Origin of the sequence: Pseudomonas sp. H26/SER47-MNA-CIBAN-0231 (assembly GCF_040310465.1) — a bacterium.
GTDB lineage: Bacteria > Pseudomonadota > Gammaproteobacteria > Pseudomonadales > Pseudomonadaceae > Aquipseudomonas > Aquipseudomonas atacamensis.
Genome location: NZ_JBEOPW010000005.1, coordinates 216,834 through 236,640, shown reverse-complemented (window position 1 = coordinate 236,640; position 19,807 = coordinate 216,834). Strand labels below are relative to the sequence as shown.

The window sequence follows — 19,807 nt, the reverse complement described above, 5'->3', positions numbered from 1 at the left end:
CAATGTCAGCCCTCGCGCACTGCGGAATCCAGAAGCTTCTCCAGGTACTGTCCATAGCCGGTTTTTTTCAGGCGCTCGGCTTGAGCACGCAACTGCGCCATGTCAATCCAGCCATTACTGTAAGCAATCTCCTCAAGGCAGGCGACCTTCAAGCCCTGGCGCTTTTCGATGGTATGCACGAAGTGACTGGCCTCTAGCAGCGAATCATGTGTACCGGTATCAAGCCATGCGAAGCCGCGGCCGAGCATTTCGACCTTAAGGGTTTTTTGCTCGAGATAGGCCAGATTGACATCGGTTATTTCCAGCTCGCCGCGCGCGGATGGCTTGATCCTCTTGGCAATATCGACAACCTGATTATCGTAGAAATAGAGGCCTGTCACAGCGTAGCTGGACTTGGGCACTATCGGCTTTTCCTCGATACTCAATGCTGATCCATTAGCGTCAAACTCAACCACACCAAAGCGCTCGGGATCAGAAACGTGATACCCGAAGATAGTGGCACCCTCCTCTCGCAGGCATGCGGAACGTAGATTGTCCGAGAAGTGCTGACCGTAGAATATATTGTCCCCCAGGATCAGACAGCAGGGATCATCACCAATGAACTCTCCACCGATAATGAAAGCCTGAGCCAGCCCATCCGGGCTTGGCTGTTCGGCGTAACACAGCTTGATGCCATATTGGCTGCCGTCACCCAACAGCTTTTGGAAGCCAGGCAAATCTTCGGGCGTGGAAATAATCAGAATTTCGCGCATCCCCGCCAGCATCAGCACAGACAAGGGATAGAAGATCATCGGCTTGTCGTAGATCGGCAGCATTTGCTTGGACACGCCAAGGGTCAGTGGGTGCAGACGAGTACCCGAACCACCAGCGAGAATGATGCCTTTGCGCGTTGTCGTGGTCATTTATCTAGAACTTCCATAAGCATTCGGGTTACACCACTGCGCCAATCGGGCAAGTGCAAAGAAAAACTGTCCCGCAGTTTCCCGGTGCTCAACCGAGAGTTCAGCGGGCGGCGTGCAGGCGTTGGATAGGCTGAAGTCTCGATCGCATTAATGTCCTTCACACGGAGCTCTTTCCCTTGCGCTTTAGCGAAGTCAATCACATGAGTGGCATACCCATACCAAGAAACCTCACCAGCGGCCGCCAAGTGATAAAGACCTGACAATTCAGGACGCAGCAAAGCCTGTTGGAGGGTTAAAGCACTGACTTCCGCAATCAGGTCTGCGCCGGTTGGCGCGCCAATCTGATCAGCGATAATGCTCAGACTTTCGCGCTCCTTTGCCAGGCGCAACATCGTTTTGGCGAAATTATTGCCACGAGCGCCATACACCCAACTGGTGCGAAAGATAAGATGCTTGCAGCCGGATTCGATGATCAATCGCTCTCCCGCAAGCTTGCTGGCACCGTAGTGATTTACCGGAGCCACGGCATCGCTCTCCCGCCATGGTGCAGATCCATGCCCATCGAAGACATAGTCTGTCGAGTAATGAACCAGCCACCCGCCGAGCGCTTTCACCTCTTGTGCCAATACTCCAACAGCACAGGCGTTCACAAGATCTGCCAACTCAGTCTCGGCTTCAGCCTTGTCAACTGCGGTGTAAGCGGCCGCATTGACAACGACATCTGGCCTGATTGCGCGGAGAGTTGCTCGTAACCCATCAATATTGCTCAGGTCACCGCACAGGCCATCGGCTAATTGACGATCCAGTGCCACCAACTCACCGAGCGGCGCGAGAGAGCGCTGCAACTCCCAACCGACCTGGCCGTTTTTTCCCAGAAGAAGGATTTTCATGCCTTGCCCGCACGATCTGCGTAGTTCTGATCAATCCACTGCTGATAGCTGCCGCTCTTCACATGCGCGACCCATTCAGTGTTGTTCAGGTACCACTCCACAGTCTTGCGGATACCGCTATCAAACGTTTCTTCCGGCGACCAACCGAGCTCTTTCTGTATCTTGCTTGCATCAATCGCGTAGCGCTGATCATGACCGGGGCGGTCCTGCACGTAAGTGATCAGCCTCGCATGGGGGCGGTGAGGCGAAGCCGGGCGCAACTCATCAAGCAGCGCGCAGAGGGCATGCACTACTTCGATATTTTGTTTCTCGTTGTGGCCACCAACGTTGTAAGTCTCGCCGATGACGCCATCGGTGACGACTTTGTAGAGTGCACGAGCGTGATCCTCGACATACAGCCAGTCACGTACCTGGTCGCCCTTGCCGTAAACCGGTAGCGCCTTGCCTTCTAGAGCGTTGAGTATGATTAGCGGAATCAGCTTTTCCGGAAAGTGGTACGGACCATAGTTATTCGAACAATTGGTAACCAGGGTCGGCAGACCATAGGTGCGAGACCACGCGCGAACCAAGTGATCGGAGCTGGCCTTGCTGGCAGAGTAAGGCGAACTTGGCTGGTATGGCGTGGTTTCGGTAAACAGATCTTCAGGCCCTTCCAGGTCGCCATACACTTCATCAGTAGAGATATGATGAAAGCGAAAAACGGCTTTACGACCTTGCTCCAGGCCGCTCCAGTAATGACGCGCTGATTCCAGAAGCGTGTAGGTACCAATGATGTTGGTCTGGATGAATTCCGACGGACCCGATATGGAGCGATCAACGTGCGACTCTGCCGCCAAATGCATGACGGCATCAGGCTGGTGCTCGAGGAAAACTCGATCCATTTGTTCGCAATCACAAATGTCCACGCGCTCAAAGGCATAACGCGAGCTTTGACTGACAGCAGCCAAAGACTCCAGATTGCCGGCGTAGGTCAGCTTATCGACGTTAACGACAGAATCGCCGGTGTTGGCAATGATGTGACGGATAACTGCTGAGCCGATAAACCCGGCGCCGCCGGTTACTAGAATTTTCACGCGGTACCATGCCCTTGAGCTGCTGACAGCGATTCGGAAGCGCTGTCCAATCCATGAATGCAAAAAGCTAGTCGTCGTAGCTTTATCAAATTCAATCTGAATGGGTGTGAGTGCCTCACAACCAATAGAGGATCGCATTTTACAGCTTCATAGGCGTTTTACTATTAGATATAGCCATGCCCTGGCAGTAAGCACATGAGCCTTTCACTGCATCAAATGCTTGCGCACAGCTCTGTTTCTATCTGCAATTCTTGATGAGCGCCCCAATAACCAGCCTAACACCGGCCCGATCAGCATCCCGACAAGAAAAGCCAAAACCACGATCAACGAAATCGGCAATTGAGGCCCAGACAAACCCAGAAACAATAACGAAACCGACTGCTGATTCTCGAGGACAAACGCCAGAATCACCAAAATCAATAAAAGTATAAAAAAACCGATTAATATTCGCTTAAGGTTACGCATGAGTAATCCCTTGAAAGATAGCGACTGTCAAACCCCCTCCTCCTCTTCCTCGTTCACGCGGTCACGCAATTCCTTGCCCGGTTTGAAATGCGGAACGAATTTACCGTCCAGACTGACAGACTGGCCGGTCTTTGGGTTGCGGCCGACACGTGGCGCGCGGTAGTGCAGGGAGAAGCTGCCAAATCCACGGATCTCGATACGATCACCGGTGGCGAGGCACTGAGACATTTGTTCAAGCATGGTCTTGATGGCCAGCTCCACATCCTTGGATGAGAGTAGCCCTTGATGGGTGACAATTCGTTCGATCAACTCCGACTTCGTCATATTTTTCCCTTCTTTTTCAAGCAGCTAGATCAGCGCTTGAAAGGTTTTAGCATGCCCGGAAGATTTTGAACAGCCCAGGGATTGACATATCTTTCCCGGGGTCAAAACGCCCATTTTCAGGGCAGTCCAGTGGCGAGTCGGATCGCCACTTCCCTAACGACACATCACCAGCATGGTCCGGGTTACAAAGCCTGCGGGATTGAAGCCAAACGGGTATTCATCTTCATCTTTGGCATCATCAGAGCGGGTGATGACCTTGTAGCCCTTACCTTTGCACTCCTTCGCTGCACGCTTCTGGCACTTTTCCCAACCGGACCCCAACCCGGAGCAATCGACCTCGATACCACTGACGCCGCGCACGGCATGGGTTTTCGCACTGGTAGTGCACCCTGTCAGCGCCAAGACCACTGCAACAACAAGTAACTTGTTCATCCACTTCCTTATGCCAGGCAAGCCTGACGACTAATGCTCAAGATCAAGCTTAGTCGCGAATAGGCGATTGATCCGATTAAAGAAACAGACCCGCAGGCGAAGCCATTGGTTTCATGCACGGACGTACAAAGAACAAATCGCAGGCACAAAAAAGGGCGACCGAAGTCGCCCTTTTTAATGATCAAGCAGAACTCAGTTCTGTTTGGCCATTGCTTGACGCAGCAGTGCCGCCATGGTGGTGTCAGCTGCTTCGCCTTCCGGAGCTGCTTTCAGGCTCTGGATGGCTTCTTTCTCTTCAGCGTCGTCTTTCGACTTGATCGAGAGCTGGATTACGCGGCTCTTACGGTCAACGCTGATGATCTTGGCTTCAACTTCCTGGCCTTCTTTCAGAACGTTGCGCGCGTCTTCAACGCGGTCACGGCTGATTTCGGAGGCTTTCAGGGTAGCTTCGATGTCGTCGGCCAGAACGATGATGGCGCCTTTGGCGTCAACTTCTTTCACGGTACCGGTCACGATAGCGCCCTTGTCGTTAACCGAGACGTACTCGGAGAACGGATCGCTTTCCAGTTGCTTGATGCCCAGGGAGATGCGCTCGCGCTCTGGGTCAACCGACAGGATGACGGTGTCCAGCTCGTCGCCCTTCTTGAAACGACGTACGGCTTCTTCGCCCACTTCGTTCCAGGAGATGTCGGACAGGTGAACCAGACCGTCGATGCCGCCGTCCAGACCAATGAAGATACCGAAATCGGTGATCGACTTGATGGTGCCGGAGATCTTGTCGCCCTTGTTGAACTGGCCAGAGAAGTCTTCCCATGGGTTCGACTTGCACTGCTTGATGCCCAGGGAGATACGACGACGCTCTTCGTCGATGTCCAGAACCATGACTTCCACTTCGTCGCCGACTTGTACGACTTTCGAAGGGTGGATGTTCTTGTTGGTCCAGTCCATTTCCGAAACGTGTACCAGACCTTCAACGCCTTCTTCCAGCTCAGCGAAGCAGCCGTAGTCGGTCAGGTTGGTTACACGAGCGGTAACGCGAGTGCCTTCTGGGTAACGGGCTTTGATAGCAACCCATGGATCTTCGCCCAGTTGCTTCAGGCCCAGGGAAACACGGTTGCGTTCGCGATCGTATTTCAGAACCTTGACGTCGATCTCGTCACCAACGTTGACGATCTCGGAAGGATGCTTGATGCGCTTCCAGGCCATGTCGGTGATGTGCAGCAGGCCGTCCACGCCACCCAGATCGACGAATGCGCCGTAATCGGTGAGGTTTTTGACGATACCTTTGACTTGCTGGCCTTCCTGCAGGGATTCCAGCAGAGCTTCACGCTCGGCGGAGTTCTCGGCTTCGAGGACGCTGCGACGGGAAACGACAACGTTGTTGCGCTTCTGGTCCAGCTTGATGACCTTGAATTCCAGCTCTTTGCCTTCCAGGTGCGTGGTGTCGCGCACTGGACGGACGTCAACCAGGGAACCTGGCAGGAACGCACGGATGCCGTTAACGTCGACAGTGAAGCCGCCTTTAACCTTACCGTTGATAACGCCCTTGACCACTTCCTCGGCTGCGAAGGCTGCTTCCAGAACGATCCAGCATTCAGCGCGCTTGGCTTTTTCACGGGACAGCTTGGTTTCGCCAAAGCCGTCTTCAACCGAATCCAGAGCAACGTGAACTTCATCACCAACGTTGATGTTCAGTTCGCCAGCATCGTTGTAGAACTGCTCAAGCGGGATGAGTGCTTCAGACTTCAGACCAGCGTGAACGGTTACCCAGCGAGCCTGGTAATCGATATCAACGATAACACCGGTGATGATGGAGCCTGCCTGAAGGTTCAGGGTTTTCAGGCTTTCTTCAAAGAGTTCCGCAAAGCTTTCGCTCATTTTAATTCCTGTAGATGAGGGCGAAGTAAACGCCCATCTCCACACCCCAGACGGTGTGGGTTAGTTTCATTTAAAAGAAGCACCGCAGGACTATGACTGGTCCCCTGCGGCCCTCTTGGTCACCCGGCGATATCGCGAATGGCGATCTCGCTCATGATGCGTTCAAGCACCTGATCGATGGAAAGCTCCGTTGAATCCAGCTGAATCGCGTCGGCCGCCGGCTTGAGCGGGGCTACTGCGCGCTGGGTGTCACGCTCATCGCGTGCACGGATCTCATCTAGCAGACTCGACAGACTAACACCCTCGACTTTGCCCTTCAACTGCAAATATCGACGGCGCGCCCGCTCCTCGGCACTGGCGGTGAGGAAAATCTTCAGTGGTGCATCCGGAAAAACCACCGTGCCCATGTCGCGGCCGTCGGCCACCAGGCCCGGCGCTTCCTGGAAAGCACGCTGGCGCTGCAGCAGCGCCTCGCGCACAGCGGGCAGCGCAGCCACTTGCGAGGCGCCGGAGCCGACGCTTTCGGTGCGAATGACATCGCTGACTTCATCGCCTTCTAGAATGATCCGCTGCAGCTGACCTTCGGTCGCGGCGATGAATTGCACATCCAGATGAGCGGCCAATGTCTTCAGCAGCTCTTCATTGGTCAGGTCGACGCCATGGTTGTGCGCAGCAAACGCGAGCAAGCGATAAAGCGCACCGGAATCCAGCAGGTTCCAGCCCAGACGCTTGGCCAGAATCCCGGCGACCGTGCCTTTGCCGGAGCCGCTTGGCCCATCGATGGTGATGACCGGTGCAATGTTTTTCACGACTGAGCCTCTTGTGCCACACGAATGCCGACTTGCCCGCACAACGCGAGGAAGTTGGGGAACGAGGTCGCGACGTTGGCGCAATCATGGATGCGGATCGGTGCCGTAGCGCGCAACGAGGCAACGCTGAAGGCCATGGCGATACGGTGGTCGCCGTGACCGTGCACTTCACCGCCGCCGATCTGGCCGCCGTCGATGATGATGCCGTCCGGGGTCGGTTCGCACTTGACGCCCAGCGCCAGCAAGCCGTCCGCCATGACCTGAATCCGGTCGGATTCCTTGACTCGCAGCTCTTCGGCGCCGGTCAGCACGGTACGCCCTTCGGCGCACGCAGCCGCGACGAACAGTACCGGGAATTCGTCGATGGCCAGCGGCACCAGCTCTTGCGGAATCTCGATACCTTTGAGTTTAGCTGCCCGCACGCGCAAGTCAGCCACTGGCTCGCCGCCCACTTCACGCTGGTTTTCCAGAGTGATATCGGCGCCCATCAGTCGCAGGATATCGATCACGCCAGTGCGGGTCGGGTTGATGCCGACGTGCTCGAGCACCAGCTCTGAACCCTCGGCAATCGAGGCTGCGACCAGGAAGAACGCCGACGACGATATATCGCCCGGCACTTCGATGTGAGTCGCGGTGAGCTTGCCGCCGGACTCGACCGACGCCGTGGCGCCGTCGACGCTGACCGGGTAGCCGAAGCCACGCAGCATGCGCTCGGTGTGATCGCGGGTCGGTGCCGGCTCGGTCACCGTGGTCTTGCCTTCAGCATAGAGACCGGCAAGCAGCAGGCAGGATTTCACCTGGGCACTGGCCATCGGCATGGTGTAGGTCAGACCCTTGAGCTTGTGGCCACCGCGAATGGTCATCGGTGGGCGACCTTCGGCAGCGGTTTCGATCACGGCGCCCATTTCCCGCAGCGGATTGGCCACGCGATTCATCGGACGCTTGGACAGCGAAGCGTCGCCGGTCAAGGTGCTGTCGAAGTTCTGCGCCGCCAGCAGGCCGGAGAGCAGACGCATCGAGGTGCCGGAGTTGCCCAGGTAGATCGGGCCAGGCGCAGGTTTCAGGCCGTGCAGGCCGACACCGTGAATGGTCACGCGGCCGTGATGCGGGCCTTCGATGACCACGCCCATGTCGCGAAACGCCTGCAAGGTCGCCAGGGCGTCTTCGCCCTCAAGGAAGCCTTCGACTTCGGTGACGCCTTCGGCCAGCGAGCCGAGCATGATCGAACGGTGGGAAATCGATTTGTCACCCGGTACGCGAATCCGACCGGACAGGCGGCCACCAGGTTGAGCCAGGAAGATCAGATCGTTGGAATTCATAGCGTCCACATAGGCCCTGCGGGCCAGGATTTTACTGAAATGCTCGCGGGCAACCCGGGCGCGCGTGAAAACGCCCAACAATTGGTGCCCATCCCCTGCATCGACCGCGTCGCGCAAGGCGTCGAGGTCGCTGCGAAATGTATCGAGTGTGCGCAGGACAGCCTCGCGGTTGGCGAGGAAGATGTCGTGCCACATCACCGGGTCGCTTCCGGCGATTCTTGTGAAATCGCGAAAACCACCGGCAGCGTAACGGAAGATCTCCAGATTTTCATTGCGCTTGGCCAACGAATCAACCAGACCGAAAGCCAGCAGATGCGGCAAATGACTGGTCGCGGCCAGCACTTCGTCGTGACGCTCGACCTGCATGTGCTCGACATCGGCACCCAGTTCACGCCACAGGCGATCGACCACCGCCAGCGCGGCAGGATCGGTCTGCTCGAGCGGCGTCAGGATCACCTTGTGCCGGCGGAACAGCTCAGCATTCGAGGCTTCCACCCCGCTCTGCTCGGAACCGGCAATCGGGTGCCCCGGCACGAAACGCGCCGGCATGCCGCCGAACGCCTCGGTCGCCGCGCGCACTACGTTGCCTTTGGCGCTGCCGACATCCGTAAGAATCGCCTGCCCCAGGTCCATGACAGCCAGACGCGCGAGCAGTTTTTCCATGGCCAGAATCGGCACCGCCAGCTGAATCACATCGGCACCGACGCAAGCCGCCGCCAAGTCGTCTTCACAGCGATCGACCACACCCAATTCGACCGCGAGCTTGCGCGATTGCGGATCCAGATCGACGCCGACCACTTCACGGCACAAGCCGCTTTCACGCAAACCCTTGGCAAACGAACCACCGATCAGCCCCAGACCAACCACCACAAGGCGACCGATCATAGGTGCAGCAGGTTGCAGCGCAGTGACATCAACCACGAGCCAGAACCTTGCGCAGCGCCTCAAGGAAACGGCTGTTTTCTGCCGGCAGACCGATGGTCACCCGCAGGTGGTTCGGCATGCCGTAATTGGCCACCGGACGCACGATCACGCCTTCGCGCAGCAAGCCCTGAAAAATCGGCGCCGCGACCTGGCCGAGATCGACACAGATGAAGTTGCCTTTGGACTCGATCCAGCTCAGTCCCAGCTCACGGAAACCCGCCTGCAACTGCTGCATGCCGGATTCGTTGAGCTGACGGCTTTGTGCCAGATATTCCTCGTCCTTCAGCGCCGCACACGCCGCCGCCAACGCGAGGCTGTTGACGTTGAATGGCTGACGAACACGGTTCAGCACGTCCGCCACCACAGGTGTCGACAAGCCATAACCGACGCGCAGCGCGGCCAGGCCATAGGCCTTGGAGAAGGTGCGCGACACCAGCAGGTTCGGGTATGCGGCGAGGAAGTCGAGACCGTCCGGCAAATCACTGCCTTCGGCGTACTCGATGTAAGCCTCGTCGAGGACTACCAGCACATGCTCGGGAACGTCCTGCAGGAACTCGTCCAGCGCTTCTGCGCCGAACCAGGTGCCAGTCGGGTTGTTCGGGTTGGCGATAAACACCACGCGGGTGTTGGCATCGATGGCTGCGAGCATGGCCGGCAGGTCATGGCCCCAGTCTTTGGCCGGAACTACTTTGGCCTGAGCGCCAACTGCTTGAGTCGCGATCGGATACACCGCGAAGGCGTGATCACTGAACACCGCATTCAGGCCCGGCGCCAGATAGGCACGCGCAACCAGCTCAAGAATGTCGTTTGAGCCATTACCCAGCGTGACCTGGTTCAGCTCGACACGGCACTGCTCGGCGAGCAGCGACTTCAGGGCGAAACCATTGCCGTCCGGGTAGCGGGTCAGCTCGGCCAGCTCTTCGCGGATCGCCGCCAATGCCTTCGGGCTGGCGCCCAATGGGTTTTCGTTGCTCGCCAGTTTGACGATTTTTGCCGGATCCAGATCCAGCTCGCGCGCCAGTTCGTCCACAGGCTTGCCCGGAACGTACGGCGAAAGTTGTTGCACGCCCGGCTGTGCCAGAGCGAGGAAGTTGCCACTCATTTGCTACCGCCCCTTAGAGAACTGCTTTCGGGTAGGAACCCAGCACTTTGAGTGCTACTGCTTCCTGACTGATCTTTTCCAGCACACCTTTGATCAACGGATCACGGTGGTGGCCGACGAAGTCGATGAAGAACACGTAGGTCCATTTGCCGCTGCGCGACGGACGGGTTTCGATGCGAGTCAGGTCGATGCCATTGTCGTGGAACGGCACCAGCAGCTCGTGGAGCGCGCCGGGCTTGTTGCTCATCGACACGATGATCGAGGTCTTGTCGTCGCCGGTCGGCGGCACTTCCTGGTTACCGATCATCAGGAAGCGCGTCGAGTTGTCCGGGCGATCTTCGATCTTCTCGGCCAGACGCGTCAGGCCGTACAGCCCCGCCGCCATGTCGCCAGCAATGGCCGCCGAATTCCACTCACCCTTGACCCGTTTGGCCGCTTCGGCGTTGCTCGACACCGCGACGCGTTCGACATTCGGGTAATGCGCGTCCAGCCACTTGCGGCACTGGGCCAGCGACTGCGCATGGGAATAGATGCGGCTGATGCTGTCGGTCTTGGTGTTTTCGCCGACCAGCAGATGATGGTGGATGCGCAGCTCGACTTCGCCACAGATCACCATGTCGTGTTCGAGGAAGCTATCCAGCGTGTGGTTGACCGCACCTTCGGTGGAGTTTTCCACCGGCACCACGCCGAAATTCACCGCACCGGCGGCGACTTCACGGAACACTTCGTCGATCGCCGCCATCGGCTTGCTGATCACCGCGTGGCCGAAATGCTTCATCGCTGCCGCTTGGGTGAAAGTGCCTTCAGGACCGAGGTAAGCCACTTTCAGTGGCTGCTCCAGCGCCAGGCACGACGACATGATTTCGCGGAACAGCCGCGCCATTTCTTCGTTGCCCAGCGGCCCCTGATTGCGCTCCATCACACGCTTGAGCACCTGAGCTTCGCGCTCGGGACGATAGAACACCGGCACTTCGCCTTCGGCCAGCGAGGCCATCTTCACGCGGGCGACTTCCTGGGCGCAACGCGCACGCTCACTGATCAGCTCGAGGACTTTGGTGTCCAGAGCGTCGATGCGAACGCGCAGTGCCTTGAGTTCTTGCTCGGACATCAGCCGTGTTCCTTCTCGAATTCCGCCATGTACGCCACCAGCGCGTTGACCGCGGTGATGTCGACGGCGTTGTAGATGGAGGCGCGCATGCCGCCCACCGAGCGGTGGCCCTTGAGGTTGAGCAGGCCGCGCTCGTCGGCACCGGCGAGGAACGGCTTGTCCAGACGATCATCAGCCAGACGGAACGGCACGTTCATCCACGAGCGATCCGACTTGTTGATCGGGTTGCTGTAGAGGCCGCTGGCATCGATGAAGTCGTACAGGGTGCGCTGCTTGACGTCGTTGAGCCTGGCGATCGCTTCGACGCCGCCCTGCTCTTTCAGCCACTGGAATACCAGGCCGGACAAGTACCAGGCTAGGGTCGGCGGGGTGTTGTACATCGAGCCGTTATCGGCCGCGACCTTGTAATTAAGCATGGTCGGGCACAGCGAGCGGGCCTTGCCGAGCAAGTCTTCGCGGATGATGTTGACGACGATGCCGCTCGGGCCGATGTTCTTCTGCGCGCCGGCGTAGATCATGCCGAAACGCGAAATATCGACCGGGCGCGAGAGGATGTCCGAAGACATGTCCGCCACCAGCGGTACGTCACCGGTTTGCGGGATCCACTGGAATTCCAGACCGCCGATGGTTTCGTTCGGCGCGTAGTGAACGTACGCGGCGTCTTTCGACAGATTCCACTCGTTCTGGCCTGGGATGGCGAAATAGTCGTAAGGCTTGGCAGTGGCAGCAACGTTGACGTGGCCGTAGCGCGAGGCTTCTTCGATGGCTTTCTGCGACCAGATACCGGTGTCGATGTAGTCGGCCGAGCCGCCTTCAGGCAACAGGTTCAGCGGGATCTGTGCGAACTGCTGGCTGGCGCCGCCCTGCAAAAACAGAACTTTGTAGTTCGACGGGATATTCAGCAGGTCACGCAGATCCTGCTCGGCCTGGGTGGCAATGGACACGAACTCATCGCTGCGATGGCTCATTTCCATGACCGACAGACCCTTGCCGTGCCAATCAAGGAGTTCACCCTGGGCGCGCTGCAGGACAGCTTCAGGCAGCGCCGCCGGACCGGCGCAGAAGTTATAGGCTCGCTTGCTCACATCCAATCTCGCTCTGATTTGGTGGTCACTTGAATCTTTTGGTTTGCGGCTGATCGTTCCCACGCTCCGCGTGGGAATGCATCCAATGACGCTCTGCGTCATGGGACGCGGAGCGTCCCCAGCGGCATTCCCACGCAGAGCGTGGGAACGATCATCCGCAGTGTTGCAATTTTCATACTGGACAAATAACAAGGGGGCGAATTCTCATCCGCCCCCTCGTTTGTCCGCTTATTCCTGCGGTTCTTCGTCTGCTGCGGCGTCGAGTTGCTGGTCTTCACCTGCTTCGTCGATACCGACGCTGCCTGCGATTTCCTCGCCCTCTTCACCTTCGAGCTCTTCGCCTTCGATTTCCGAAGGCTCCTGAACCCGCTCCAGGCCGACCAGGGTTTCATCCTTGGCCAGCTTGATCAGCGTCACGCCCTGAGTGTTACGACCCAGGCTCGATACTTCGTCGACACGGGTACGCACCAGGGTGCCCTGATCGGAGATCAGCATGATTTCTTCGCCGTCGAGCACCTGAACTGCGCCGACCAGACGGCCGTTACGCTCGTTGCTGACCATGGCGATCACGCCCTGGCCGCCACGCTTGTACTCAGGGAACTCGGTGATCGCGGTGCGCTTGCCATAACCACGCTCGGAAGCGGTGAGGATCTGGCTGCCTTCTTCCGGAATCAGCATGGAAATCAGCTTCTGCCCTTCCGGCAGACGCATGCCGCGCACACCGCGAGCGGTACGGCCCATGGCACGCACGTCGGACTCTTTGAAACGGGTGACCTTGCCGCCGTCGGAGAACAGCATCACTTCGCGCTCGCCATCGGTGATGGCCGCAGAGATCAGCACGTCGCCTTCGTCCAGCTCCAGAGCGATCAGACCGACGCTGCGCTGACGGCTGAAGGATTCCAGCGGGGTCTTCTTCACGGTGCCGTTGGCGGTGGCCATGAAGATGTAGTGACCTTCGGTGTATTCCTCGACCGGCAGCATGGTGGTGATGTATTCACCATCATCCAGCGGCAGCAGGTTGACCAGCGGACGACCACGGGCCGCGCGGGATGCTTCCGGAATTTCGTAGGTCTTGAGCCAGTACACCTTGCCCTTGCTGGAGAACAGCAGCAGCGTGGTGTGGCTGTTGGCAACCAGCAGGTGAGCGATGTAGTCCTCGTCCTTGACGCCGGTAGCCGATTTGCCTTTGCCACCACGACGCTGAGCCTGGTACGCAGCCAGCGGCTGGGTCTTGGCGTAGCCACCGTGGGAGATGGTCACGACGCGTTCTTCTTCCGGGATCATGTCACCCAGGGTCAGGTCGAGACGGGCATCGAGAATTTCGGTGCGGCGCACATCGCCGTATTCGGCGCGGATCACTTCCAGCTCTTCGCGGATCACTTCCATCAGGCGCACAGCGCTGTTGAGGATGCGGATCAGCTCGCCGATCTGGTTGAGGATCTCTTGATACTCGGCCAGCAGCTTCTCGTGCTCCAGACCGGTCAGACGGTGCAGGCGCAGTTCGAGAATGGCTTGCGCCTGTTCTGGCGAGAGGAAGTACTTGCCTTCGCGCAGACCGTATTGCGGATCGAGGTTTTCCGGACGGCACGAATCGGCACCGGCACGCTCAACCATCGCCACCACAGCCGAAGATTCCCAAGGCGTGCTGATCAGCGCTTCCTTGGCTTCCGACGGTGTTGGCGAAGCCTTGATCAGGGCGATTACCGGATCGATGTTCGACAGCGCAACAGCCTGACCTTCGAGAATGTGCCCACGCTCGCGCGCCTTGCGCAGTTCGAACACGGTACGGCGGGTAACCACTTCGCGACGGTGACGGACGAAGGCTTCCAGCAGATCCTTGAGGTTGAGGATGCGTGGGCGGCCGTCGATCAGCGCGACGATGTTGATACCGAACACCGATTGCAGCTGGGTCTGGGCGTAGAGGTTGTTGAGGATCACCTCCGGCACTTCGCCGCGACGCAGTTCGATCACGACGCGCATACCGTCCTTGTCGGACTCGTCGCGCAGCTCGGTGATGCCTTCGAGCTTCTTCTCTTTGACCAGCTCGGCGATTTTCTCGATCAGACGCGCCTTGTTCAGCTGGTAAGGCAGCTCGGTGATGACGATCTGCTGACGGCCACCGACCTTGTCGATGTCTTCGATGATCGAGCGGGCACGCATGTAAATGCGTCCGCGACCGGTGCGGTAGGCTTCGATGATGCCGGCGCGACCGTTGATGATCGCAGCCGTCGGGAAGTCCGGACCGGGAATGTATTGCATCAGCTCATCGACGGTCAGCTCAGGGTTGTCGATGAGGGCCAGGCAACCGTCGATGACTTCACCGAGGTTATGCGGCGGAATGTTGGTCGCCATGCCTACGGCGATACCGCTGGAACCGTTGACCAGCAGGTTCGGCACGCGGGTCGGCATGACCGCCGGGATCAGTTCGGTGCCGTCGTAGTTCGGCACCCAGTCCACGGTTTCCTTGTGCAGGTCAGCCAGCAGCTCGTGCGCCAGCTTGGTCATGCGCACTTCGGTGTATCGCATGGCCGCGGCGTTGTCGCCGTCGACCGAACCGAAGTTGCCCTGGCCGTCGACCAGCAGGTAGCGCAGGGAGAAAGGCTGGGCCATACGAACGATGGTGTCGTACACGGCAGTGTCGCCGTGCGGGTGATACTTACCGATCACGTCGCCGACGACACGGGCAGATTTCTTGTACGGCTTGTTGTAGTCGTTGCCCAGCTCGCTCATCGCGAACAGTACGCGACGGTGCACGGGCTTGAGGCCATCGCGCGCATCCGGCAGTGCACGGCCGACGATCACGCTCATTGCGTAGTCGAGGTAGGACTGTTTCAGCTCGTCTTCGATATTGACCGGGAGGATTTCTTTGGCCAGTTCGCCCATGAGAAGCCTGATTCCTTTTTCTGGTGAAACTTCGTCATATCCATGTGGGAGCAACGAAGCTCGTCGGGGCCGGCCGAGTGCCATGCGCCGACTTACGACAAATCAACATTGGATCGCGGATTTGCGCAGTAAAGACAGCTCCGTGGAGCCGCCTCGGAAAACGCCGGATGTTATCACAAAGGCCGCCACGCACCTATCCCCCAGATGCGCATGGAGCATAGTTAGTTGACCGATGACAGGCTTGAGGGGGACGAGAGAGGCTCAGAGCTTGGTTGAATGTGAAATCGGGGTCTGAATTAGCGATGTTTATTGACATTACCGACCTCTTCGCGAGCAGGCTCGCTCCCACACAGGCCAGTGGCGTTCACAAAACCTGTGGGAGCGAGCCTGCTCGCGAATGGCTCAACACAACACCAAAGCCTGTCAATGCAGGCGCTTGCGACACATCAGCTGGGCCATTTTCGCGGTGTCCGGGCGTTCGACGATGCCTTTCTCGGTGACGATCGCGTCAATCAGATCCGCCGGAGTGACATCAAACACCGGGTTGAACGCTTCAACATCGGCACCGACGCGTTTACCGCCAACTTCGAGCAGTTCGGCGCCATCACGCTCCTCGATCGGGATGTCATCGCCGCTGGCGAGGTTCATGTCGATGGTCGAACTTGGCGCCACGACCATGAAGCGCACGCCGTGGTGCATGGCGTTGACTGCCAGTTGATAGGTGCCAATCTTGTTCGCCACGTCGCCATTGGCGGTGATGCGGTCAGCGCCGACGATCACCCAGGTCACGCCTTTGGTTTTCATGATGTGCGCGGCGGCGGAGTCGGCATTCAGGGTCACCGGGATGCCTTCGTTGGCCAGCTCCCACGCGGTCAGCCGCGAGCCCTGCAACCATGGCCGGGTTTCGTCGGCGTAAACGCGCTCGACCATGCCTTCTATATAAGCAGCGCGGATCACCCCCAGCGCAGTACCGAACCCGCCGGTGGCCAGCGCGCCGGTATTACAGTGGGTCAGGATGGCTTGAGCGTTGCCCTGATGCTTGCGGATCAGATCGACACCAAGCTGCGCCATGGTCAGGTTGGCCTCGCGGTCGCTTTCATGAATGGCGATAGCTTCGGCTTCCAGCGCCGCCAGCGGATCGGCGTTGCTTTTCAGCCGATCCAGGCGATCGTGCATGCGCCCCAGCGCCCAGAACAGATTGACCGCGGTCGGACGCGAATCGGCCAGCAGAGCGAAATCCTCTTCCAGCGCCGCGTACCAGTCGCCGCCCTCGGCAATCCGCGCCCGCGCCGCGAGGACGATGCCATAAGCCGCACTGATGCCGATGGCCGGCGCGCCCCGCACGACCATCGAGCGAATCGCCTCGGCCACGCCGGCGGCGCTGGTGTAGGCGATCCAGGTTTCCTCGAACGGCAAAATACGCTGATCCAGCAGGTGCAGCGCGCCATCACGCCAATCGATGGCCTTTACTTTCTCCGCAGCCAACAGTCGATCGCGCATCCCACACCCCGCACTCATGAACAAAAGCCGCCGATTATAGCGATCCCCCCGCGAAGACGCTCGGGTATACTTCGCCATCCTTTACAAAAGCACTGGAACCGACCCTCGATGCCGAAACCTGCCATTGCGCTCGACCTGTTATTGCTGCCGACCTGGCTGGTCCCCGTCGAACCGGCAGGCGTGGTGCTCAAGGAGCACGGCCTGGGCATCCGTGACGGTTGCATCGTGTTTATCGGCCCGCGCGCCGAAGCGTTGAAGTGTAACGCGACAGAAATCCGCGAACTGCCGGATGTTCTGTTGGCGCCGGGACTGATCAATGCCCACGGCCACGCGGCGATGACGCTGTTCCGTGGCTTGGCTGACGATCTGCCGCTGATGACCTGGCTGGAAAACCACATCTGGCCGGCCGAAGGCAAATGGGTCGATGAGGATTTCGTCCGCGACGGCACCGATCTGGCCATCGCCGAGCAGATCAAGGGCGGCATCACTTGCTTCTCTGACATGTACTTTTTCCCGAAAGTCGCCAGCGAGCGCGTACACAACAGCGGCATCCGTGCGCAGATCGCCATTCCGATCCTCGATTTCCCGATCCCCGGCGCCAGCAGTGCCGACGAAGCCATTCGTCAGGGCGTCGAATTGTTCGGCGACCTCAAGCATCACGAACGCATCAAGATTACTTTCGGCCCGCATGCACCCTACACCGTCGGTGATGAGAACCTGGAGAAAATCAGGGTGATCGCCGAGGAGCTTGACGCCTCGATCCACATGCATGTGCATGAAACCGCATTCGAAGTGCAGCAGGCCGTCGAGCAAACCGGCGAACGGCCACTGGCGCGCCTGGGCCGCCTTGGCCTGCTCGGCCCGCGCTTCCAGACGGTGCACATGACCCAGATCAGCGATGACGACCTCGCGCTGCTGGTAGAAAGCAACAGCAGCGTGATCCACTGCCCGGAATCCAATCTGAAACTGGCCAGCGGCTTCTGCCCGGTCGAACGCTTGTGGCAGGCTGGGGTGAACGTCGCCGTCGGCACCGATGGCGCGGCGAGCAACAATGATCTGGATCTGCTCGGCGAAACCCGCACCGCCGCCCTGCTGGCCAAAGCCGTCGCCGGCTCTGCCACTGCGCTGGACGCCCATCGCGCCTTGCGCATGGCCACTCTCAATGGCGCCCGTGCGCTGGGGATCGAGGCGCAGGTCGGCTCGCTGGAGATCGGCAAAGCCGCGGACATCGTCGCTTTCGACCTGTCCGGTCTGGCGCAGCAACCGGTGTATGACCCGGTGTCGCAGCTGATCTATGCGACCGGGCGTGATTGCGTGAAACACCTGTGGGTTGCCGGCAAGCAACTGCTCGACGACCGGCGCCTGACCCGCATGGACGAACAACAGCTGGGCGCGACCGCCCGCCACTGGGGCCAGCGCATCAGCGGCCACACCGAATCGTAAACACCGCGGCGCAATATCCGCGGCTACAGCCCTTTTCAGGTTTTTCGAGGAATTGAACATGAGCAACGTCGACCACGCCGAAATCGCCAAATTCGAGGCCCTGGCCCATCGCTGGTGGGACCGCGAAAGCGAATTCAAGCCGCTGCACGACATCAACCCACTGCGGGTCAACTGGATCGACGAACGAGTCAATCTGGCCGGCAAGAAAGTCCTCGACGTCGGCTGCGGCGGCGGCATCCTCAGCGAAGCCATGGCTCAGCGTGGCGCCACGGTGATGGGCATCGACATGGGCGAAGCGCCGCTGGCGGTCGCACAACTGCATCAGCTGGAATCCGGGGTCAGCGTCGAATACCGCCAGATCACCGCCGAAGCCCTCGCCGAGGAAATGCCCGAGCAGTTCGACGTGGTCACCTGCCTGGAGATGCTCGAGCACGTGCCGGATCCATCCTCGGTGATCCGCGCCTGTTTCCGCATGGTCAAGCCGGGCGGCCAGGTATTCTTCTCGACCATCAACCGCAACCCCAAGGCGTACCTGTTCGCGATCATCGGCGCCGAATACATCATGAAGCTGCTGCCGCGCGGCACCCACGACTTCAAGAAATTCATCCGCCCGTCCGAGCTCGGCGCGTGGAGCCGCATGACCGGCCTGACCGTCAAGGACATCATCGGCCTGACCTACAACCCGCTGACCAAGCACTACAAGCTGGCCAACGACGTTGACGTCAACTACATGATCCAGACCCTGCGCGAGGAATAAGCCGATGGCCATCAGAGCGGTACTTTTCGACATGGACGGCACCCTGCTCGACACCGCGCCGGACTTCATCGCCATCTGCCAGGCGATGCGCGCCGATCGCGGTCTGCCGCCGATCAACGACAAGCACATCCGCGACGAGATTTCCGGCGGCGCCAAGGCCATGGTCGCGGTGACGTTTTCGATGGATCCGGAATCGCCGGGCTTCGAGGAACTGCGCCAGGAGTTTCTCGAGCGCTATCTGGTCGGTTGCGCAGTGCACAGTAAACTGTTCGACGGCATGGGCGAACTGCTCGCCGATATCGAAAAGGCCAACCTGATCTGGGGCGTGGTCACCAACAAACCGGTGCGCTTCGCCGAGCCCATCATGCAGCGTCTGGGGCTGGCCGAGCGTTCGGCGCTGCTGATCTGCCCGGATCATGTGAAGAACAGCAAGCCGGATCCGGAGCCGCTGATCCTCGCCTGCAAGATGCTTGATCTGGATCCGTCGACGGTCCTCTTCATCGGCGATGATCTGCGTGATATCGAATCGGGCCGCGATGCCGGGACCAAGACCGCTGCGGTGACTTACGGCTACATCCACCCGGACGACAACCCGCGGCACTGGGGCGCGGACGTGGTGGTGGATCACCCGCTGGAGTTGCGCAAGGTGCTCGACAGCGCGCTGTGCAGCTGCTGACCTGACTGCTGCAAACTCCCTGTGTGGCGAGGGGATTTATCCCCGCTGGGTTGTGCAGCTGCCGACCTGAATGTTGCAAGCTCCCTGTGTGGCGAGGGGATTTATCCCCGCTGGGCTGCGAAGCGGCCCCCGCTTTTATCCAGGCGATGTGACACACAGGTTTTGCGACGGCTTCGCCGCCGAACGGGGATAAATCCCCTCGCCACAGGGGTGAAGCAGGTCTTCATGAAATGGATT

At 59.2% G+C, this 19,807-nt stretch carries 17 protein-coding genes; 3 read left to right on the top strand and 14 right to left on the bottom strand.

Features of this window, described 5'->3' with window-relative positions; translation table 11 throughout:
* Positions 1 to 5: 5 nt before the first annotated feature.
* The 14 genes from rfbA to mtnA form a co-directional block, all read right to left on the bottom strand.
* Entirely contained in the window at positions 6 to 902 is an 897-nt protein-coding gene (rfbA, locus tag AAEZ10_RS10545; protein WP_122707338.1) for a glucose-1-phosphate thymidylyltransferase RfbA, read from the bottom strand.
* Positions 899 to 1,792 (bottom strand): dTDP-4-dehydrorhamnose reductase, encoded by an 894-nt coding sequence (gene rfbD / locus AAEZ10_RS10540; RefSeq protein WP_350569097.1) that lies wholly within the window; start codon positions 1,790 to 1,792, stop codon positions 899 to 901. The genes rfbA and rfbD overlap by 4 nt, the downstream gene beginning before the upstream one ends.
* Positions 1,789 to 2,865, bottom strand: a complete 1,077-nt coding sequence (gene rfbB, locus AAEZ10_RS10535) for a dTDP-glucose 4,6-dehydratase (RefSeq protein ID WP_122707342.1) — start codon at positions 2,863 to 2,865, stop codon at positions 1,789 to 1,791. The genes rfbD and rfbB overlap by 4 nt, the downstream gene beginning before the upstream one ends.
* 204 nt (positions 2,866 to 3,069) lie before the next feature.
* Complete coding sequence (locus AAEZ10_RS10530) at positions 3,070 to 3,330, bottom strand: lipopolysaccharide assembly protein LapA domain-containing protein (protein ID WP_122707344.1); 261 nt, start codon at positions 3,328 to 3,330, stop codon at positions 3,070 to 3,072.
* 27 nt (positions 3,331 to 3,357) lie between these two features.
* Entirely contained in the window at positions 3,358 to 3,654 is a 297-nt protein-coding gene (gene ihfB / locus AAEZ10_RS10525; protein WP_003189779.1) for an integration host factor subunit beta, read from the bottom strand.
* A 153-nt stretch (positions 3,655 to 3,807) separates the two neighbouring features.
* Positions 3,808 to 4,086, bottom strand: a complete 279-nt coding sequence (locus AAEZ10_RS10520) for a hypothetical protein (RefSeq protein ID WP_350569094.1) — start codon at positions 4,084 to 4,086, stop codon at positions 3,808 to 3,810.
* Between the two features lie 192 nt (positions 4,087 to 4,278).
* Positions 4,279 to 5,964 (bottom strand): 30S ribosomal protein S1, encoded by a 1,686-nt coding sequence (gene rpsA / locus AAEZ10_RS10515; RefSeq protein WP_016770920.1) that lies wholly within the window; start codon positions 5,962 to 5,964, stop codon positions 4,279 to 4,281.
* A 119-nt stretch (positions 5,965 to 6,083) separates the two neighbouring features.
* The gene (cmk, locus tag AAEZ10_RS10510) at positions 6,084 to 6,773 is read right to left on the bottom strand and encodes a (d)CMP kinase (protein ID WP_024013869.1); all 690 of its coding nucleotides are present in this window, start codon (positions 6,771 to 6,773) and stop codon (positions 6,084 to 6,086) included.
* The gene (locus AAEZ10_RS10505) at positions 6,770 to 8,977 is read right to left on the bottom strand and encodes a bifunctional prephenate dehydrogenase/3-phosphoshikimate 1-carboxyvinyltransferase (protein ID WP_241669502.1); all 2,208 of its coding nucleotides are present in this window, start codon (positions 8,975 to 8,977) and stop codon (positions 6,770 to 6,772) included. Before AAEZ10_RS10505 ends, cmk begins: the two co-directional genes overlap by 4 nt.
* A gap of 28 nt (positions 8,978 to 9,005) precedes the next feature.
* A complete protein-coding gene (gene hisC, locus AAEZ10_RS10500; RefSeq protein ID WP_350569091.1) occupies positions 9,006 to 10,118 on the bottom strand; it encodes a histidinol-phosphate transaminase in 1,113 nt (370 codons plus the stop codon).
* Positions 10,119 to 10,131: 13 nt separating this feature from the next.
* The gene (gene pheA, locus AAEZ10_RS10495) at positions 10,132 to 11,226 is read right to left on the bottom strand and encodes a prephenate dehydratase (RefSeq protein ID WP_016770924.1); all 1,095 of its coding nucleotides are present in this window, start codon (positions 11,224 to 11,226) and stop codon (positions 10,132 to 10,134) included.
* Positions 11,226 to 12,311 carry a 3-phosphoserine/phosphohydroxythreonine transaminase gene (gene serC, locus AAEZ10_RS10490; protein ID WP_039760041.1) on the bottom strand — a complete coding sequence of 362 codons (1,086 nt, stop codon included), beginning with the start codon at positions 12,309 to 12,311 and terminating at the stop codon, positions 11,226 to 11,228. The genes pheA and serC overlap by 1 nt, the downstream gene beginning before the upstream one ends.
* Before the next feature lie 228 nt (positions 12,312 to 12,539).
* The gene (gene gyrA, locus AAEZ10_RS10485; RefSeq protein ID WP_016770926.1) at positions 12,540 to 15,194 is read right to left on the bottom strand and encodes a DNA gyrase subunit A; all 2,655 of its coding nucleotides are present in this window, start codon (positions 15,192 to 15,194) and stop codon (positions 12,540 to 12,542) included.
* Positions 15,195 to 15,617: 423 nt separating this feature from the next.
* Positions 15,618 to 16,694, bottom strand: a complete 1,077-nt coding sequence (gene mtnA, locus AAEZ10_RS10480; RefSeq protein WP_016770927.1) for an S-methyl-5-thioribose-1-phosphate isomerase — start codon at positions 16,692 to 16,694, stop codon at positions 15,618 to 15,620.
* Positions 16,695 to 16,802: 108 nt separating this feature from the next.
* Here mtnA and AAEZ10_RS10475 point away from each other — a divergent pair, with 108 nt between their 5' ends.
* Genes AAEZ10_RS10475 through mupP form a run of 3 tightly spaced genes read left to right on the top strand, consistent with a single transcriptional unit; the run spans position 16,803 to position 19,570 of the window.
* On the top strand, positions 16,803 to 18,137 hold the full coding sequence (locus tag AAEZ10_RS10475; protein ID WP_350569088.1) for a TRZ/ATZ family hydrolase: 1,335 nt from the start codon (positions 16,803 to 16,805) through the stop codon (positions 18,135 to 18,137).
* Positions 18,138 to 18,195: 58 nt separating this feature from the next.
* Positions 18,196 to 18,894 (top strand): bifunctional 2-polyprenyl-6-hydroxyphenol methylase/3-demethylubiquinol 3-O-methyltransferase UbiG, encoded by a 699-nt coding sequence (ubiG, locus tag AAEZ10_RS10470; protein WP_350569086.1) that lies wholly within the window; start codon positions 18,196 to 18,198, stop codon positions 18,892 to 18,894.
* Positions 18,895 to 18,898: 4 nt separating this feature from the next.
* Positions 18,899 to 19,570, top strand: coding sequence for an N-acetylmuramic acid 6-phosphate phosphatase MupP (mupP, locus tag AAEZ10_RS10465; RefSeq protein ID WP_073472346.1), 672 nt, complete (start codon positions 18,899 to 18,901; stop codon positions 19,568 to 19,570).
* The last annotated feature ends 237 nt before the right edge of the window (positions 19,571 to 19,807 follow it).

Bases quoted from the DNA above. Each gene is read 5' to 3' on its own strand.
- rfbA (WP_122707338.1), bottom strand. From the start codon at position 902: ATGACCACGACAACGCGCAAAGGCATCATTCTCGCTGGTGGTTCGGGT.
- rfbD (WP_350569097.1), bottom strand. From the start codon at position 1,792: ATGAAAATCCTTCTTCTGGGAAAAAACGGCCAGGTCGGTTGGGAGTTG.
- AAEZ10_RS10530 (WP_122707344.1), bottom strand. From the start codon at position 3,330: ATGCGTAACCTTAAGCGAATATTAATCGGTTTTTTTATACTTTTATTG.
- ihfB (WP_003189779.1), bottom strand. From the start codon at position 3,654: ATGACGAAGTCGGAGTTGATCGAACGAATTGTCACCCATCAAGGGCTA.
- AAEZ10_RS10520 (WP_350569094.1), bottom strand. From the start codon at position 4,086: ATGAACAAGTTACTTGTTGTTGCAGTGGTCTTGGCGCTGACAGGGTGC.
- rpsA (WP_016770920.1), bottom strand. From the start codon at position 5,964: ATGAGCGAAAGCTTTGCGGAACTCTTTGAAGAAAGCCTGAAAACCCTG.
- AAEZ10_RS10505 (WP_241669502.1), bottom strand. From the start codon at position 8,977: ATGATCGGTCGCCTTGTGGTGGTTGGTCTGGGGCTGATCGGTGGTTCG.
- hisC (WP_350569091.1), bottom strand. From the start codon at position 10,118: ATGAGTGGCAACTTCCTCGCTCTGGCACAGCCGGGCGTGCAACAACTT.
- pheA (WP_016770924.1), bottom strand. From the start codon at position 11,226: ATGTCCGAGCAAGAACTCAAGGCACTGCGCGTTCGCATCGACGCTCTG.
- gyrA (WP_016770926.1), bottom strand. From the start codon at position 15,194: ATGGGCGAACTGGCCAAAGAAATCCTCCCGGTCAATATCGAAGACGAG.
- mtnA (WP_016770927.1), bottom strand. From the start codon at position 16,694: ATGCGCGATCGACTGTTGGCTGCGGAGAAAGTAAAGGCCATCGATTGG.
- AAEZ10_RS10475 (WP_350569088.1), top strand. From the start codon at position 16,803: ATGCCGAAACCTGCCATTGCGCTCGACCTGTTATTGCTGCCGACCTGG.
- ubiG (WP_350569086.1), top strand. From the start codon at position 18,196: ATGAGCAACGTCGACCACGCCGAAATCGCCAAATTCGAGGCCCTGGCC.
- mupP (WP_073472346.1), top strand. From the start codon at position 18,899: ATGGCCATCAGAGCGGTACTTTTCGACATGGACGGCACCCTGCTCGAC.